The sequence below is a fragment of the Chondromyces crocatus genome (genome assembly GCF_001189295.1).
GTDB classification, from domain to species: Bacteria; Myxococcota_A; Polyangia; order Polyangiales; family Polyangiaceae; genus Chondromyces; species Chondromyces crocatus.
The window spans coordinates 4,413,036-4,430,149 of sequence record NZ_CP012159.1; the positions used below are offsets into that span (position 1 = coordinate 4,413,036).

The 17,114-nt window shown below is 68.1% G+C and carries 10 protein-coding genes; 6 read left to right on the forward strand and 4 right to left on the reverse strand.

What is annotated here, in order from left to right:
- Positions 1-58 precede the first annotated feature (58 nt).
- From CMC5_RS42590 to CMC5_RS16360, 6 genes are all read left to right on the forward strand, one after another.
- Positions 59-793: a hypothetical protein gene (locus CMC5_RS42590; protein WP_156338638.1), complete on the forward strand. Its 735-nt coding sequence runs from the start codon at positions 59-61 to the stop codon at positions 791-793.
- A 594-nt stretch (positions 794-1,387) separates the two neighbouring features.
- Positions 1,388-1,753 carry a thiocillin family RiPP gene (locus tag CMC5_RS16340; protein WP_050431310.1) on the forward strand — a complete coding sequence of 122 codons (366 nt, stop codon included), beginning with the start codon at positions 1,388-1,390 and terminating at the stop codon, positions 1,751-1,753.
- A 285-nt stretch (positions 1,754-2,038) separates the two neighbouring features.
- Positions 2,039-4,285 (forward strand): TOMM precursor leader peptide-binding protein, encoded by a 2,247-nt coding sequence (locus tag CMC5_RS16345; RefSeq protein ID WP_050431311.1) that lies wholly within the window; start codon positions 2,039-2,041, stop codon positions 4,283-4,285.
- A gap of 196 nt (positions 4,286-4,481) precedes the next feature.
- The gene (gene lanM / locus CMC5_RS16350) at positions 4,482-9,203 is read left to right on the forward strand and encodes a type 2 lanthipeptide synthetase LanM (RefSeq protein WP_218920275.1); all 4,722 of its coding nucleotides are present in this window, start codon (positions 4,482-4,484) and stop codon (positions 9,201-9,203) included.
- 3 nt (positions 9,204-9,206) lie between these two features.
- Positions 9,207-9,689: a hypothetical protein gene (locus CMC5_RS16355; RefSeq protein ID WP_050431313.1), complete on the forward strand. Its 483-nt coding sequence runs from the start codon at positions 9,207-9,209 to the stop codon at positions 9,687-9,689.
- 9 nt (positions 9,690-9,698) lie between these two features.
- Positions 9,699-10,979, forward strand: coding sequence for a S8 family peptidase (locus CMC5_RS16360; protein ID WP_050431314.1), 1,281 nt, complete (start codon positions 9,699-9,701; stop codon positions 10,977-10,979).
- 30 nt (positions 10,980-11,009) lie between these two features.
- Here CMC5_RS16360 and CMC5_RS16365 read toward each other — a convergent pair whose 3' ends face one another.
- The 4 genes from CMC5_RS16365 to CMC5_RS16380 form a co-directional block, all read right to left on the reverse strand.
- The gene (locus CMC5_RS16365) at positions 11,010-11,672 is read right to left on the reverse strand and encodes a TfuA-related McrA-glycine thioamidation protein (protein WP_050431315.1); all 663 of its coding nucleotides are present in this window, start codon (positions 11,670-11,672) and stop codon (positions 11,010-11,012) included.
- Positions 11,641-13,017 (reverse strand): YcaO-like family protein, encoded by a 1,377-nt coding sequence (locus CMC5_RS16370; RefSeq protein WP_050431316.1) that lies wholly within the window; start codon positions 13,015-13,017, stop codon positions 11,641-11,643. Before CMC5_RS16370 ends, CMC5_RS16365 begins: the two co-directional genes overlap by 32 nt.
- Positions 13,018-13,020: 3 nt before the next feature.
- On the reverse strand, positions 13,021-15,063 hold the full coding sequence (locus CMC5_RS16375; protein ID WP_050431317.1) for an ABC transporter ATP-binding protein: 2,043 nt from the start codon (positions 15,061-15,063) through the stop codon (positions 13,021-13,023).
- Positions 15,064-15,181: 118 nt separating this feature from the next.
- Entirely contained in the window at positions 15,182-17,062 is a 1,881-nt protein-coding gene (locus CMC5_RS16380) for a B12-binding domain-containing radical SAM protein (protein ID WP_050431318.1), read from the reverse strand.
- Positions 17,063-17,114: the final 52 nt, after the last annotated feature.

Sequence of the window (17,114 nt, forward strand, 5' to 3'; positions counted from 1 at the left end):
ATTCGAACATCCCGCGGCGTGGATGTCGACGAAACTCCGAAGCCCCGATGGAGGGTACATGAAGCGCACCAGGCGCACGTGGACGATGAACACGGCAGATCCTGCTGGAGAGCGACTGCTTCGTCAGGCGCTGGTCGAGCCGCGCCGCTTCCATGAGCGCGGAGCGCCCTACGGCCTGCTTCAGTTCTACTTCGAGGGGCGGCTCTCGCTCGAAACGCTCCGCCCTCTCCTGAAAAGCGACGACGTCTTCGTTCAGGCGACGGCTTCATTCATCGCGTCCGAGCTCGGTCATGTTGCCCAGCCGCTGATCGACGACATCATTCCGTTGCTCGGTGCACCGATGGCGCGTGTCGTCTGGGATGCCATGGACAGCCTCACCGTATGCGCTACGGGGGAGCACCTCGCGACGTTCGCGCACGTCGTCGGCATGCTGGCGAGCCGCGACGACACCCTGAGGAAGCACGCCATGTCCCTGGTCTCCAGGGCCGAGCTGCCGCAGATCGAGGCAGCGCTGTGCACCTTCGAAGCGCGGATGCCGCGTGATGACCACCATGAACGTGGCCTCGCCGTGCTGATGGACGCACGGCAAGTCGATGCAGAGAAGATCATCACCCTGATGCGTGACCCCAGCCCGCTGCTCCGACGTTACGGCGCCATTGCTGCAAAGCGGCTCCTACGACAGCTCCCGGAGCTGATCGAACTGGCGGGCACCAGCGACGATCCCGACCTGCGCGATTTCCATGACGCCTCCCGACGAGAACTCGACGCTACTCGAGAGCAGCCAGGGGACTGACCCCCCGACTGCACGCGTCCGGTGGGTCCAGGTCACCGGCTGCACGCGTCCGGTGGGTCCGGGTCACCGGCTGCACGCGTCTGGTGGGTCCAGGTCACCGGCTGCACGCGTCTGGTGGGTCCGGGTCACCGGCTGCACGCGTCTGGTGGGTCCAGGTCACCGGCTGCACGCGTCTGGTGGGTCCAGGTCACCGGCTGCACGCGTCTGGTGGGTCCAGGTCACCGGCTGCACGCGTCTGGTGGGTCCAGGTCACCGGCTGCACGCGTCTGGTGGGTCCAGGTCACCGGCTGCATACGTCCGAAAAGGGGTCGGTTCAGGGATGCGTGTCCAAGGCGGTGGCAGCCTGGTTCAATGGGTGGAATGAGGCCTACCGAGCGGTGAATGGGGCGGACTCAGCGGAAGCGTCGAACGAGGAAAACGTGAAACAACCCACGGATCTTGTTCCGGAAAATGTGAGTACGCTTTCCTGTCTGTTCAAGTTCTGCCGTGGGCATGTAACCTGGCTGTCGTGATGGACCCAGATCGTAGCCGACGTACTCATCTACGGTTAGTGAGCGCCGGTACACGATGTAGCTCAGCAGGGAGATCGGAACGATGAGCCAGCAAACGCAGGATGACGTTCTCCGGATCATGGCCAAGGTGACCGCGCAGGCGCAGGCCGACGCGGAGTTCAAGGCGGAGTACCTCGCGAACCCCACCGAGGTGTTGCGACGTTCGGGGCTCATCATTCCCGACAACGTCACCTTCAAGGTGCAGCCGGCGAACTCCGTGAGCCCGGAGTACCAGGTGGCCTCCGGCGATGTGGTGTACCTCGTCCTTCCGGAGGTGGAGGAGCTGGTGCAGGACGAGTCGATGGCGACCGCCGCTGCCGCGAGCTGCGAGACGACGGCGAGCACCGCTGGCACCGTGTCGACGTGTGCGAGCAGCGCATCGACGGCGTCGTCGAACTCCTGCTCCTGATCGCACCTCGAGGCATGTTGCCCGGCGACCGTGTCGCCACGAGGCCATGTCTCGTTGCTGGACTCCGCGCGCCGTGAGTCTGGTGTCGTGTCCTCACGTCGACGTTCGTCCTCCTGTCCGCCGCGCGTCGAGCGCGTCGAGCGCGTCGAGCGCCTCGTTTTCAGGCGGGCGGAAGCGTTTGAAATGAGCCAGGAGGCAGTTTATTCATCGAACGGATGCTGAAGCGTCGGTATCGCTCGGTCACGAGCGGGACGCTTCCAGGCGCAAGGATCGGTCGAGGACTCCATGCTCAAGACACCGAGACTCAAGCCGCACCTCAACGTCGAAGTCCTCCCTCCCGACAAGGTCTTCTTATTGGCGGAGTCGGGCTACCAGCTCCTGAGCGCACAGTCGTGTGCTGCGGTGGTCCGATGCATCGACGGTGTGCGCACCTCGGACGAGATCGTCGAGGCCGTGGCGAAGGACGTCACGATGGCGCAGGCCTATTACATCCTCGCGCTGCTGGAGAAGAAGAAGTACATCGAGGAGGCGACGGACGCGCTCTCGCCGAGCGCCGCGGCCTTCTGGACCGCGATGGACGTGGACAGCGTGGTGGCCGCGGAGGCCCTTTCGACGAAGTCCGTGTCGGTCCACTCCTTCGGCGACGTGCCCGTCTCCGGCCTCCTGCGCACGATGGCGTCGATCGGGATCCGGGTCACCGACGAGGAGCACGCGGCGCTGCGTGTCGCACTCGTGGACGACTACCTCCAGGAAGGGCTGGAGGCGGTGAACGAGAAGGCGCTCGGGGAAGGGAAGCCCTGGATGATCGCCAAGGCGAACGGCGCTTACTCGTGGCTCGGGCCCGTCTTCACGCCCGGTCGTACGGGGTGCTGGAGGTGCTTGAGTCAGCGCCTGCGCGCGAACCGTGACGTCGACACGTTCCTCCAGGACGTGCTGGAGAGTCGCAAGCCGTTCGTGGTGCGGCCCGCGTTGCCGACGGTCGTCGAGGCCGCGCTGAACATGATCGCCACCGAGGTGGCGAAGTGGATCGTGCTCGGTGGCAACGAGACCCTCGATGGCAAGATGGTCTCCTTCAACACGGCGAAGCTGGACACGCAGGTCCACACGCTGGTGAAGCGACCTCAGTGTCCCGCGTGCGGCGATCCTCGGGTGCAGGCCCGGGTGTCGGGGCCGATCGAGATCCAGAGCCGGAAGAAGGTCCACGTCGTCGACGGGGGCTTCCGGAACACGACGCCCGACGAGACGGTGCGCCGGCTGGAGCACCACGTCAGTCCGATCACGGGCGTGGTGAACAAGCTCGTGCGCATCACCGACGACGCGGATCGGCTCCAGCACGTCTACGTGTCCGGCGCCAACATCGCCGTACGAACGCACACGTACGACATCCTGCGGTCGAACCTGCGGAGCCGGACGGCGGGCAAGGGGCTGAGCGATGCGCAGGCGAAGGCGAGCGCCATCGGGGAGGCCATCGAGCGCTACTCGGGGACGTTCCGGGGCGACGAGGCGAAGGTGACCGCGAGCTTCCGTGCGCTGGAGGGGCGCGGGATCAACCCGAACGCCTGCATGATGTTCAGCGAGGCGCAGTACCGCCAGCGTCAGTCGTGGATCGATCGGAACAACCCCTTCATGCGGGTGCCGTTGCCCTTCGACGAGGACGCGGTGATCGACTGGGCGCCGGTCTACTCGCTCACCCACGAGCAGACCCGGTACTTGCCGATGGAGTATTGCTACTACTCCGTCCCGATCCGGCCCGAGCACCACTTCGCGCTGCCGGACTCGAACGGGTGCGCTGCTGGAAACAGCCGAGAAGAGGCGATGCTCCAGGGGTTCCTCGAACTCATCGAGCGCGATGCCGTCTGCTTCTGGTGGTACAACCGCCTGCGGCGCCCGGCGCTGGATCTCGACAGCTTCGACGATCCGTACATGCGCGAGCTCACCGCGTTCCACCGCGCCGCGAACCGGGATCTGTGGGTGCTCGACATGACGGCGGATCTCGGGGTCCCGGTGTTCGTCGCCATCACCCGGCGGAACGACAAGCCGATGGAGGACATCGTCTTCGCGCCCGCCTGCCACCTGGATCCGCTCATCGCGGCCCAGCGTGCGCTGACGGAGATGACCCAGATCGTCTCGGCGGTCCTCGATGTGACCGAGGGCGGGGTGTACACGTTCGACGACCCGACGTCGGTGAACTGGTGGAAGACGGCGACGCTCGCCAACCAGCCCCACTTCGTGCCGAGCGACTCCTTGCCAAGGACGCGGCGGTCGGACTTCGAGGTCCGGCGCTCGGACGACATCGCCGAGGATCTCCGGTTCTGTCAGTCGCTCGTGGAGAAGCAGGGGATGGAGGTGCTCGTCCTCGATCAGTCGCGTCCCGACATCGAGATGTCGGTGATGAAGATGATCGTCCCCGGGCTCCGTCACTTCTGGGCGCGCTTCGGGCCAGGCCGGCTCTACGACGTGCCGGTGCGGATGGGCTGGCTGGACAGGCCTCTGGCCGAGTCGGAGCTGAACCCGATCCCGGTCTTCATCTGAGGTGCCTCCACCCGGGCCGCGTGGCGAGCGGCCCGGGGTCGGCGCACCGAGAGGATCGCTGGCGTCCGGGCTTTGCGCGGAGGGGGAGCTCCGGTCGAGAGGAGTGGTGGAGATGAGCAGCTACGAGCAACTACAGTCCTACGTCGCATCGCTGGCACCCGGGATTGCGCTGGTCGAGGCGCCAGAGGGCGGCGCGGTGCTGACGTCCCCGTTCGGAAGGTTCCCGCTCGGGCCGCTCTCCGGAGGCATGCAGGACGCTCTTCAGGCGCTCGCGGCGGGGAGCCGGACGGTGAAGGCGCTCGCCGGGATGGTGCTGGAGCGTGACGGGCTCGGTGGTCTGACGCGATGGACCCATGTCTTCGAGCAGTGGGCCGCGCGGGGTCTGGTGCAGCTCGATGCCGTGGTGGACGGGGTGCGGTTCGCGCGCTTCGCGTTCACCGTTCCCGTGCGCCGGTTCGTGCTGCCGGAGATCGCGACGGGGCTCCAGTACGTGATGTCACGGTTCGCCGTGTGTCATCGCGGTCCGGCCGAGCTGTGGGTGGAGTCGCCACTCCAGAGCGGGAAGGTGACGCTCGTCGATGCGCGCGCGGCCGCCCTGCTCTCGGTGTTCGCCCAGCCGAGGACGGTGGACGAGGCGATGGCAGCGTTCCCCGGGGTGTCGCGGGAGGCGCTGATCGCGGTGCTCCGGCTCCTCGTCGGCGCCGGCGTGTTCTGCGTCCGTGCGGACGGGGTGGGGACCAAGGAGGACGCGGATCCTGCGCTCCGACAGTGGGAGATCCACGATCTGTTCTTCCACGCGCGGAGCCGCATGGGCCGCCACAACAACCCCACGGGGGCGACGTTCGGCTACGTGGGCAAGGTCCCGCCTCCGCCGCTGGTCAAGCCGGTCGAGGGGCAAGTGATCCCGCTGTTCCGCCCCAGCTCCGACGTGCTCGACAGCCGCATGACGCTCGGGGAGGCCATCGAGTGGCGACGGTCGATCCGGTCGTACGGCAAGGTCCCCGTTCATCTGAACCAGCTCGCAGCGTTCCTCTTTCACGTCGCGCGCATCCGGTCGACGTTCGATTTCGAGGTCAGGAACGCGGAGGGAGCGCTGCTGGAGACGTTGCAGCTCGGCAACCGCCCCTGTCCTGCGGGGGGCGCGATTCACGAGCTGGAGATCTACGTCACCGTCAATCAGTGCGTCGATCTGGAGGCCGGTCTCTACCTCTACCGCCCCATGGAGCATCAGCTGATCCGGATCTCCGGACGCAGCGCGAGCGTGGAGGGCATCCTCACCATGGCGAGCCGGTCCGCGGCGATCACGCACGCGCCTCAGGTGGTGCTGACGCTTGCCGCGCGGTTCGAGCGGATGACGTGGAAGTACAGCTCCATCGCCTACGCCGCGACGCTCAAGAACGTGGGGGTGCTGTACCAGACGATGTACCTGGTGGCGACGGCCATGGGGCTCGCACCGTGCGCGCTCGGCAACGGAAACTCGGACGCCTTCGCCGAGGCCATCGGGACGAACTACTACGCCGAGACCTCGGTGGGAGAGTTCATGCTGGGGAGCCTTCCCGATGGGGAGGAGGCGCCAGCGTGGTCGAAGTTCGTCGGGCATGCACCGAACGCGGCCCTCGCGCCCGCTGCGGCGGCGCAGGCCGAAGAGGCGGTGTCACCAGGGGGGGCGGTGTCACCAGGAGGAGGGGCGTCGCCTGATGGCTCCGCGTCTGCTGGGAACGCGGCGCCGCCAGGGAGAGCGTCGACCGGGGAGGTCGGCGATGCGCTGGATCGCGAGCTGGTGCGCCTCGTCGCCCGGGCCGCGCCGCCTGCCGATCGCACCGAAACACAGTGGTTCCAGCCGTCGCCGGAGGCACGCCCGGAGGAGGTCGCGCGCCGTGTCGGGCGGTGGGTACACGCCGTCGCGCAGGGCGATCGAGCGCGCTTCGATGCGCTGCTCGCGGCGCGCGGGATCTCTCAGGAGCGGTTTCTTCGCGGCGTCTCCGAGGTCGTGGCCGAGGATCCCGAGCGCCTGCCGAGGTGGGGGCGGGTGTTCGTGGCGCTGATGCGGAAGGTGGTTTCCGGTGCTGCTCCGACGCTCTCCGAGGGGGAGCTTGCGCGGTTCGGTGGGCTCAATCCGTTCAACGATCTCCTGCACCCGTTCCTCGGGATCGCGCTCGGGGAGCTGCGGGAGCGGGTGGCCGCAGCCGGGGTGGCGGTCACGGCGCAGGCGGAGATGCACCTCGTCGGGCTGCTCGGGGGGCGGCTCGCCTCCGCCGTCCTCCACGTCGTGGATGGTGAGCTGCAGACGCAGCTCGCGGCAGCGCGCCTCTCGGGCAAGCCTCTGGAGGGGGCCACGCCACGGCTCGACGGGTCGGGCGCGGGCTGGATGGAGCGGCTCCGCAGGTATCCAGCGCTCTCGCTCCTGCTGGGGACCATCCACGCCAATTGGAGCGGCTTCACCGAGGAACTGCTGCGGCGGCTCGCGGCCGATCGCGCGCTCCTCGAAGCGGAACTGTTCTCCGGTCGCGCGCTCGGGGCGCTGGACGTGGTCCGCGGCGACGCAGGCGATCGGCACGACCACGGCCGCGCGGTCGCCCTGTTGACGTTCGATTCGGGACATCGGGTCGTCTACAAGCCGAAGGATCTGCGGGTCTCCGCGGCGTTCCAGGATCTCTGCGCCGCGCTCCAGCCGTCGCTGTCCATGCCGCTCCACGTGCGCCGGATCCTGTGCCGCGAGGGGTATGCGTGGGAGGCCTGGGTCGAGCATGCGCCGTGCGCGTCGCCCGAGGAGGTTGCGCGGTTCTACCGGCGCATGGGCATGACGAGCCGGTTGCTCCAGCTCCTCGGGGCGCGGGACTTCTGGCTCGACAACCTGGTGGCATGCGGTGAGCACCCGGTGTTCATCGATCTGGAGATGGTGCTGCAGCCGCCCATGCGGCCCCCGTCACGGCTGTCGTCTGCCGAGCAGCGCGCCTTCGCCAGGGTGCAGGAGACGGTGGTGCCTTCGGGCACGGTCGCGCACTCCACGCCCATCGGGCGCGGGATCAAGGCAGAGGACCTGGGGGCGCTGACGCCGCAGCGGGTGCTCAGCTCTCCGTTCAAGATGGCCTACTCCGCGCCGATGAAGGCGCTCCTCGCGCCGACCACCGGCCGGCACGAGCGCACGGCGTGGTCCAAGGCGGGCTATGCGCCGGTCTTCGAGGGAAAGCCGGCGGTCGCTGCCGATCACCTCGGCGAGGTGCTGGAGGGCTACCGGGAGATGCACCGCTGTCTGTGCGCGAACGAGGCGATGCTGCGCGCCGAGGACGGGCCGCTCCTGCGGATGGCGGGGTTCCCGATCCGGCACATCCACCGCGATACGTGGTCCTGTCTGCAGATCGCCAGCGACAGCGTGCGCACGCCGCTGCTCGTCGACGGGGTGACGCGGGAGATCTTCCTGGAAGGGCTCATGCGGAGTGCGGTGGAAGGGTCTCTGCCCGACACCCAGGCTGCGCAGATGGTCGAGAGCGAGATCGCGTCGTTTCGCGAGCTGGACGTCCCGTTGTTCCAGGCGCGGACGTCGGAGACGAGCGTGCGTCCCAGCACGGGGGGCGTGATCGAGGCGTATTTCAGCCGCTCGGCGCTGTCGGCGGCGCTCGAACGGGTGGCAGGGCTCCAGACGTTTCCTCTCGAAGAGGAGGTCGACTTCTTCCGGAGCTCGTTTTCCACGGGCGCCCACGAGCCGCCTCCCTTTCAGCCGCTGGCGGCAGGCGAAGGTGCGGTCGACGGGAACGATGCCTGGCTGGACCAGGCGGTGGCGATCGGAGACCAGGTGCTGGCGCTGGCCGTCGAGGGAGCGGATGGCGACTGGGCGTGGCCCGGGATCATCCATCACCCCGACATGGATCTGCGGGTCGTGGACGTGCTGCGCCCCGATCTCCTCACGGGAACCTGCGGCCTGGGCGTGATGCTGGCCGAGCTGTATGCCGCGACGGGTCTATCGCGTTTCCGCGAGGGCGCGCGGCGGGCGCTGCACTCCACGGAGCGCGCGGCACAGAGCGCACATCCACTGTTCAAAGTGCTGGAGCGGGGGGCGGTGCAGGACAAGGGACAGGTGGCATGCGGCGGATTTCACGGGATCGGTGCCCAGATCTACGCGCTGCGGCGAGGGGCTGCGCTCCTGGGGGAGCCGGCGCTCGCGAAGGCCGCTGCGGCCTACGTGGATGCCCTGCCGGTGGAGAAGCTGATGCAGGTGGCGCCGGTCGACGTGATCTCGGGCGCCTCGGGGCTGCTGCTCGCGTTGCTGCCGTCCTCGGATGGCGCGGCCCTTCCTGGCGCTCTGGTGGCCGCGGGAGCGATCGCCGCGCGACTGCTGGAGGGAGTGCAAGGGGGCGCGAGCCTCCCGGCGGCGCCATGGCCAGCCGAGTTCGATCTCCCCGACAGCCTGGCGGACGTGCCGCGCGGTCTCTCGCTGGCGTTCGCGAGGTTCGCGCATGCGGTGAAGGACCATCCGCTCGTCGAGCGCGGGGAGGCGCTCGCGCGTGCGCACGAGGCGTTCTGGATGGCGCCGGGGCGGCCAGGGTCAGAGGGCGCGTCGTTGCTCGTCGCCCTGGCCGTGGACGAACTCGGCGTGCGCTCTCTGCCGGAGCTGTTCGCGCGCGTCGATGCCTACCTGGATGTGGATCCTGGTTCGCTCGGATCGCGCCGGCTCCTCGGCGCGCTGGAGCTTGCGCTCGTGGCGTACCGGCGCACGGGGGAGGCGCGGTACCATCGCGTCGCAAGCACCGCAGCGCGTGCGCTGGTGCAGCGGAAGCGGGCGCGGGGTGGCTGGTTTCCGGATGGCTTCGCGGCCGATCGGCACAACCTCTCGGTGGTGACGGGGATCGGGGCCCTCGCGCACCTCTTCATGCGGGTCCACGACCCGAAGTGCGGGCGTTCCCTTCGCCTGCTGGAGTGAGCCATGAACGTCCTCGTCGACATCGGTAAGCAGCGGTATGGGCTGACGCGAGACCCTTGCTGGGCGAAGTACCACCAGTGGACGTGGGATCGGTTTCCACTGCGGTTGCCCGCGTGCGAGATCCACTGCACCCAGCGGGACATCGAGACTCCGGACTGGGGGGTCATCACCTGGGACATGGAGGATGGCATCCCGATGGTGTGCCGGCTGGACGGGCCGGAAGGGGACGTCCTGGTGGAGCTGCTTCCTCGCCGGAACATCGGGACGGAGGAGGCTCGGTCTCGGTCGATCCGGAGCGAGCGGTTGCCGCGCGCCCGGCTCGCGTCTGCCGCCGGGTTCGGGTTCGAGTGGGTCTTCGAGATCCCTGTGAAGCCGGTGGGGGACTATCAGCCAGCCAAGGCGCTCGGGATCATCCGGGTGGACGGGGAGCGGTTGCTCGGCAAGGAGACGACGCTCACCATCATCGCGCGCCTCAAGCTGGCGTGAGCTGGGGCGATGGCGCGTCTGATCGTCGTGCCTGATCGGGCGTGGCTGGAGGCGGGAGCCGAGCGCGCGGGGGTCGGTCGTGCAGGCCACGGCGTGCGGAGGGCGCGGCTGTACGCGCTGGCGGCGAGCGCCTTGCCGCCGGGTGAGGCGCGGCGTCGGGCCGAGCGGCGCGCGGGGGGCATCGACGTGGGCGAGGGCGAGGGGTACGCGGTGCTCGAAGGGCTCGGTGTGCTGCTCGTCGACGAGGCGGTCCTCGATCGGGAGACGCTGCGGCGTCGCACGGGGGCGCTCGTGGTGCCGAATGTGACGATCGCTCGCGTGGCGTCGGTGGAAGTGGGGAGGGAGGCCTCGGGGCAGGGGCAGGCGCATCCCTTCTGGCACCTGGAGACGATCGGTGTGGCCTCGCTGTGGGATCAGGGGATGAAGGGCGCCGGGGTCACGGTCGGCGTGCTCGACAGCGGGATCCAGGCTTCTCACCCCGAGTTCGAGGGCAAGACGGTGCACTTCGGCGCGTTCGACGAGGAGGGGAACCTGACGAGCGTGGTGCCGAAGGACTTCGGTCAGCACGGGACGCACGTCGCCGGGGTCATCGGAGGCCGGCGAGCCGGGGTCGCCCCCGAGGCCACGCTCGCGGTGGCCGCGGTGCTCACGGCGCGGGGCAAGGGACACCTCGCGCAGGTGCTCGGTGGCCTGAACTGGCTCCTGACCACGGCGTTTGGCGGGGAGGAGGACGAGGTGGGCTGCGATGTCCTCAACGCCGCCCTGGAGATTCCAGGGTATGCGGCCGTCTTCTATGCGCCGCTCGCGGCCGCCGTGCGCTGCCCGGGCATGCTGACCGTGGCGGCGGTCGGGAACTTCGGCACGCGCAGCGCTGGGCGCCTGGCGAGCCCGGGCAACTACGACGTGGTGGTGGGCGTGGGCGCGACCGATCGAGCGGATCGGGTCGCCGCGTTCAGCCAGCACGGGACGGTCGAACAGCACGGCGGCAGGGCCAAGCCGGACCTGTGCGCGCCCGGGGTCGAGATCTGGTCGAGCGTGCCATACGGGCAGTACACGCCGCAAAGTGGGACGTCGATGGCGAGTCCGCTGGTGGCGGGGACCGCGGCGTTGCTGGTGCAGCAGGAGCCGGCGCTGAGGAGGAACGTGCCCGCCTTGACGGAGGCGCTGCTCGCGAACGTCGTGCCGCTCCCCGAGCAAGGGCCCAGGGCGGGGTACGGGAGGCTCTGTCTGCGTGAGGGCGCGAGGCGGGTGAGGTCGCGCGAGGCGGGTGAGGCCGAGCGAGGTCGGTGAGGCCGAGCTGCGTTTCTGGACCGAGCGGGATCAGGCCTGCGCCAGGGTGTCCAGATAGGTGGCCATCTGCTTCAGAAGCTCGACGGCGTCTTCGCGCTTGGCGTCGGGCTGCGCGGACTGGAGGAAGCCGAGGAGTGCGGTGCGCTCGGTGTCAGGGATCTCGGAGGCGAGCATGCCGAGCACGCGCTTGTAGGACCGATCCGGGTAGTACAGCTTCTTGGCCTGATCGATGATGCGACGCCCGAGCGGCTCGGAGATGACGCCGGCGTCGACGGCCGACGCGATGGCCAGGCGGATGTTGACCATCGGATCGGACAGAGGCCGCTGCGTGGCGCTGTCGTAGACCATGGCGACCTCGTCGTCGGCGTCGATCGCGCCGGAAGCGAAGAGGTCGTAGATGCGGCCGACGCCGATCATGCCGTAAGGGGAAAGCTCGGTGGCGCGGAGGGCGCCCATGCTCGACGCTCCGTAGACGCGGACGCCAGCGTCGATGGCCCTCAGCACCTCCTTGGGGGAGATGGAGAAGCTCTGGAAGAACTGGCCGTCGACGATGCCGATGGCGTCCGGACGGCCTTCCTTGAGGAGCGCGTGGATGTCCCCTCGGCGGATCGGGGGGAGGAAGCGCGTGTCGAGGATGCGGCGGGCTTCTTCGACGTCGAGGCTAGGACCGAGGTAGACGACCGAACAAGGCATCGAGGACCCTCTGGCTGTTGATCTTGGCGGCGGCTTCCACGCGTTTGGCTTCGACGCGCTGGCGCATCTGCTTGTCGGCGCGCGGGCCGATCCTGCCCTTCAGGGCCGCCCACGTCTCCATGCCGGGCACGAGGACGCGGGCCACGCTCGCGGCGAGGTCCGGAGACGAGAAGTCGACGACGATGGCCTTGGTCATGCCGCAGGCCTTCAGGCGGTCGAGCATGAGGTCGATGTCTGCGACCACCTCGTCGGTGGGGTGGCTGGGGACGTCCGTGAAGCGGATGGGGTGCTTCGAGTCCGAGTGGTAGAAGTTGGGCCCCTCGAACTTGCCGACGCGCTTCGCGTGACGGCGCGCCTCGTCGGTCTGCTCGTCGGCCATGGAGATGTCTTCGCGCAGCGCTTGCATGTCGACGGCGCGGCACTGGGCTGCCTCGGTCATTGCGCGCGTGAGCGCCACCGTCGCATCGGGGTGGGTCCCGATGCCGGCGTGGGCCGGGGAGACCTGGTCGTGCAGGTCGTCGCAGACGGTGCAGAGGATGGTGGCGATGCCGGTGTCGGAGGTGATGTTGCGGATGACGGGCCGGAGCCCCGCCGCGTCATAGAGGCCGAGGAGGTCGCGCGGGACGCCGCCGAGGGTGGCGAGGTCGACGCTCGGGTAGCTCTCGAGGTCGTCCTCGGTGCCGAAGCTCAGCCCGGGGGACGAGGTGGCGAGATACCTGGGCATGCTGCGGCTCAGGAGTTCGGCGAGCGTCCAGGCGTCGCGCTCGATGATCTCGCAGAGGGCGTGGCAGATCGCCTCCTCCAGCGTATTGCCGGACGCGAGGCCGTTGGTGGAGGTGACCGTGTAACAGAGGTGCCTGCCATCGGCAGGGGTCTCGAAGTAAGCGGCCGCGTAGAACGGGACCCAGATCGGCTCCTGCGCGAAGAGGTCGAAGCCTTCGAGCCAGGCGATCTCGGTCGAGTCCGTGTAGTCGTCCTCGATGGTGGCGATGATGGAGCGCGGGTCGAGGACGTTCCGGTGCGTGCGCAGGGACGCATAGCTGCCGATGACGTCAGGGGTGCGTGCGCTCCAGGCGGCGTAGCGCTCGATGGCCTCCATGATCGCGCCGACCTTCGCGTCGATCGGCCGCGCGCCCTTGCCGTTGTACACGGACACGGAGTCGTTCGAGCGCGGCATGATCGCGCTGTAGACGGGGATGCCGATCCGATCGAGGCCCGTGATGTCCGCGAGCCGGGTGATCCCGATCCGGTCGCCCACGGGTTTGACCCGCGCGAACGTCGCCTCTGCGGTGGCGACACGATGGACACCCTCGCCGAAGATCTTCGGTGAACGCTTCAGTTGCATGGCTCAGCCGTTCTGCAGTTGCCAGAGGTAAGCGTAGAGGCCGGCGTGCGCGACCAGCTCGTCGTGGCGTCCTCGCTCCCGGATGCGCCCCTCGTCGAGGACGACGATCTGGTCGGCGTGCCGGACCGTCGCGAGCCGATGGGCGACCACGATCATGCTGACACCGGCCGTGGTGTCCCTGAAGGCACGCTGGACGGCGGCCTCCGTCTCGTAGTCGAGGTGCGAGGTCGCCTCGTCCAGGGCCAGGATCGGCGCCCTCTTCAAGAGCGCCCGCGCGATGGCGACACGCTGTCGCTGGCCCCCGGAAAGCCGACGTCCGCGCTCGCCCACGTCGGCGTCGAGGCCATCGGGGAGGGCCTCCACGAACTCGAGCGCTTCGGCTTTGCGCAAAGCATCGCGCACCTCCTCCTGGGAGGCGCCAGGCCGCCCGAGGAGGACGTTCTCCCGCACCGTGCCGCGGAACAGATACGGCTCTTGCCCCACGATGGCGATCGCCGCGCGGGTATCCGAGAGCACGAGGTCGCGGAGATCGTGGCCGTCGAGGAGGATGCGCCCGGCGTCGACGTCGTAGAGGCGGAGCAAGAGCCGGAGCAGCGTGCTCTTGCCCGAGCCGGTCGGCCCCACGATCCCGAGCGTCTGCCCCGGCTTCAGGTGGAACGACACGTCGTCCAGGATCTTGCGGGAGGGCTCGTAGCCGAAAGAGATCCCCTCGACCACGATCTCGCCGCGGATGCTGTCCATCGGCAGCCGGGTGGGGCCGCTCCGGATGGTGGGCCGATCGTCGAGGAGTTCGAGCAGTCGCCGGGCGGATGCGACGGCGTTCTGGTAGAGCGCGATGACCTCCTGCACGCCGGTCATGGTGCTGACGAGCTGGGGGAACGAGTACAGCGCCTTCGTGTAAGCCTCCTCCGAGGCCTTTCCCCGGGCCACCCGTGCCCCACCGAAGGCTGCGGCGAGCGCGAAGCTGGCGGAGAAGAAGCCCTCGAAGACGACCTGCTGGAGCGAGATGGCGCGGGCCGAGACCGTGGAGGCATCGGCCAGATCATGGGCACGCCCGGCCACGCGGCGCGACGTCGCCGTCTCGGCGTTGTGGCTCTTGATGTCGCTGATGCCCGCGAGGCTGTTCTCGAGGAGATCGTGGAACTCGTCGGAGCTCGCGCTCCTCCTGCTCCGGGCCTCGCTCGCGCGGCGCTCCAGGTGCCGCGAGGGCAACGCGACGAGGAGCAGAGGAGCCGCCGCCGTGACGACCAGATGAGGCGACCCCAGGAGAGATTTCGCCGCGACGAGGATGGCCAGGGTGTTGGACACGACCGTGTCCCCACCGCGCTCGATGAACGCCCCGATCCGCGCTACGTCCTCGGTCACGACGCCGATGAGACGACCCGTACCCTGCTTGTCGCGGGTGGCCATGTCCTGCGCGACGATGGCTTCGAACACCTGCGCCCGGAGGGAGCTCTCCGCCGAGCGCGCGATCTGCCGCCAGGACTGGGTCCGGTGATGGCGTAGAAACAGCTCTGCCGCGCTGAGCGCGAGCGTCACCATCCCCATCCGGACGGGGTTCGATTCGGCCCTGGCGTCCTCGACACCGTCCCGAGGTGGCGAACCCGGACCGCGGGCGGCGGTCACGGTGGAGAGCAAGCTGAACCCTTGCGCGATGCGGGCGGCGTGGCCGACCGCGGAGAACAGGGTCAGCGGGAGGAGTTGCTCCGGTTTCTCGATGCACTTGCCGAGCACGCGGAGCAGGGCGCCGACATCGTCGTCGACGGCGATCTCGGGACCTCCCCGAGACAAGATCTCGCTCAGGCTCTCGCGGAGAAGCTCCTCGACTGGGGCCTCGATCGATTGCGACGTGAATTCGACGACGACGCGCCCGGTCCACGCATTGACGCTGGCGCGACGCACACCGGTGCGCGCTTCGAGCGCCCTCTTCAGCGCCGGAGCGAGGGCCCACCGCCCCTGGATGGCGTTCGAGCGCCAGCTCTCTCGCCCCGCCTTCGACGAGAGGAGGTGCAGGCGGAGTTCGTGTGCGCTGCGAGGATCGATCATGGGTTACTCCCTCGACGATACCGATGCGGGGAGACGCTCCCGCTGACAGAACGCGAGCCGATGGTATGGCCATCCCATGGATCGCCGCAACCCCTCCGCGGATTCGATGCCCGGCGCGTCACGCCTGCCACGTGGGTGAGATCTGCGTGATGTTGAACGCGCTGTGATAGCAGTGCAGCCAGTACACCTCGACGTAATCGGAGGGGGCATACTCGAACTGATTCTGCCGGTGATCGATGCGGATCGGGTTCGATTGAAAGGTGGCCTTCGCGCCGAGGAAGGAACGGGACGATGCCAGGTGGGTCTCCGGGATCTCGACGACGTACCCACCTGGCTCCACGGCCTGGATCGTGACGTGCTGGAGGGAGAGGCGCGTGTCGGGGGCCTCGGGACGATAGAGATTCGGCCTGTTCAGGAGATCGATCTCGAAATACACCTGCGCGCCCTCGTCGCTCCACCAGGGCTGTGTCGAGACGAACGCGGACAGGAGCGCGTCGAACTCGTCTCTCGCGCTGTGCATGTAGTAGGCGATCCGGCCCAGGGTATTGGGGTCGACGCTCTTCTCCTCGATGACCTCCTCGAGGAGCTTCGCGAGCGGCGCCGAGGGGTTCTCCTGGAGGAATCGGCTGAACTTCATGTAGAGCGCGCTGTGGCTCTCCAGGCCCTTCGTGCTCAGGTACTTGGACAGGCAGTAGAGCGCGCGCAGGTTGAAGAGGATCATCGTGGCGTACACGAACCGCCAGCCCACCATGTAGTCGTCGCGTGGCACTTCGCGGGTCTCCACGACGATCTCGGCCTCGCTCCCGGGCTCACGCGAAGGCTCCGTGACGAGCCCGTAAGGGCCTCGCATGCTGTTCAGCGCAATGTTGTTGATGAGATAGAGCGGGTGGCAAAAGAAGAGGTCGGCGCCCCCTGCGCAGAGGCGATCGACCCCCTCCACGAAGGACGTCAGGGTCTCCCCGGGAAGGGGCCAGATCAGCTCGACGTGGGAGCTGATGCCGTTGTCGTTGAGGTATCTCTGCATCGCGAGATACGCCTTCGTCTTGATGTTCTGCCGGCCAACGAGCTTGAGGCTCTTTTCCTGCATCGTCTGCAGCGAGATCGTGTGGCTCAGGAGCAGCCCGGCGTCGTGGAAGATCTTGGTGATCTCCGAGACGCGCTCGGGTGTGTTCTTCGACGCGGAGAAGCCGACCAGCCGCGGGGATCCATGCTGTTCTTTGCATCGGGCCAGGTGGTGGGAGAGCTCCACGTCCCGCGGCAGGATCCCCCAGTTCGCATCCACGATCGCCAGGCTGTAGACCCCGCTTCGCGCGATCCACTCGAACTCGGCCTCGATGCGCGCCTGCGAGAACCTGTTCACCTTGGCGCCGATCGCGCCGCCCCAGTAGCAGTAGGTGCACGTGAAGGGGCAGCCCCGGTTCGTCTCGATGACGGCGTTCTTGTAGAGAGCGGGATCGAAGAGGCCCCCGAGGAACGGCGAAGGAATCTCGTCGAGATCGCGGATCCTCTCCTCGGACTCCGTCGTGACCAGTTCCCCCCAGCGATAGAAGCTGAGCCCTTTCACGGACGCGAGGTCGGGCTCGTCTTTGCAGAGCTGCTTGAGAAAGCTCCGGAAGGTCTTCTCGCCTTCGCCATTGCATAACACGAGGCGCTCGTGCTCCGGGCTGAGGTACTTCTGCGCGCAGTTCATCACCTGCGGGCCGCCGAGGATGATGTGAACTCCCTCCTTGGCCTGGAGAAGCTCCTGGACCGTCGCCTTGAAGAGGCCCGTATTCCAGGCATAGCAACTGAATGCGTAGACGTCGGCGTCCGATTTCAAGAGGCGCGCCGTCAGGTCACGGCTCGTCATCGTTCCGCGCGTGCCCGCATGCTGTTCGAAGTGCCAGGTGGACTCGATCTCGGGGTCGAGGCAGGCATACGCCTGGAGGTAGCCGCCAGCCAGCGGGACCATCTGCGGCATGATGTCTAAGGTGACGAATGTGACCTTCTTCCGGCTCATCTGCGTCTCCTTGTCACGAGGACTCAGCGCATCGCAGACCGAGGACGCTGTC

Excerpts from the sequence above, each read along its gene's own strand:
- CMC5_RS16360 (WP_050431314.1), top strand. The coding sequence starts at position 9,699 with ATGGCGCGTCTGATCGTCGTGCCTGATCGGGCGTGGCTGGAGGCGGGA.
- CMC5_RS16370 (WP_050431316.1), bottom strand. The coding sequence starts at position 13,017 with ATGCAACTGAAGCGTTCACCGAAGATCTTCGGCGAGGGTGTCCATCGT.
- CMC5_RS16340 (WP_050431310.1), top strand. The coding sequence starts at position 1,388 with ATGAGCCAGCAAACGCAGGATGACGTTCTCCGGATCATGGCCAAGGTG.
- CMC5_RS16380 (WP_050431318.1), bottom strand. The coding sequence starts at position 17,062 with ATGAGCCGGAAGAAGGTCACATTCGTCACCTTAGACATCATGCCGCAG.
- CMC5_RS42590 (WP_156338638.1), top strand. The coding sequence starts at position 59 with ATGAAGCGCACCAGGCGCACGTGGACGATGAACACGGCAGATCCTGCT.
- CMC5_RS16375 (WP_050431317.1), bottom strand. The coding sequence starts at position 15,063 with ATGATCGATCCTCGCAGCGCACACGAACTCCGCCTGCACCTCCTCTCG.
- CMC5_RS16345 (WP_050431311.1), top strand. The coding sequence starts at position 2,039 with ATGCTCAAGACACCGAGACTCAAGCCGCACCTCAACGTCGAAGTCCTC.
- CMC5_RS16365 (WP_050431315.1), bottom strand. The coding sequence starts at position 11,672 with ATGCCTTGTTCGGTCGTCTACCTCGGTCCTAGCCTCGACGTCGAAGAA.
- CMC5_RS16355 (WP_050431313.1), top strand. The coding sequence starts at position 9,207 with ATGAACGTCCTCGTCGACATCGGTAAGCAGCGGTATGGGCTGACGCGA.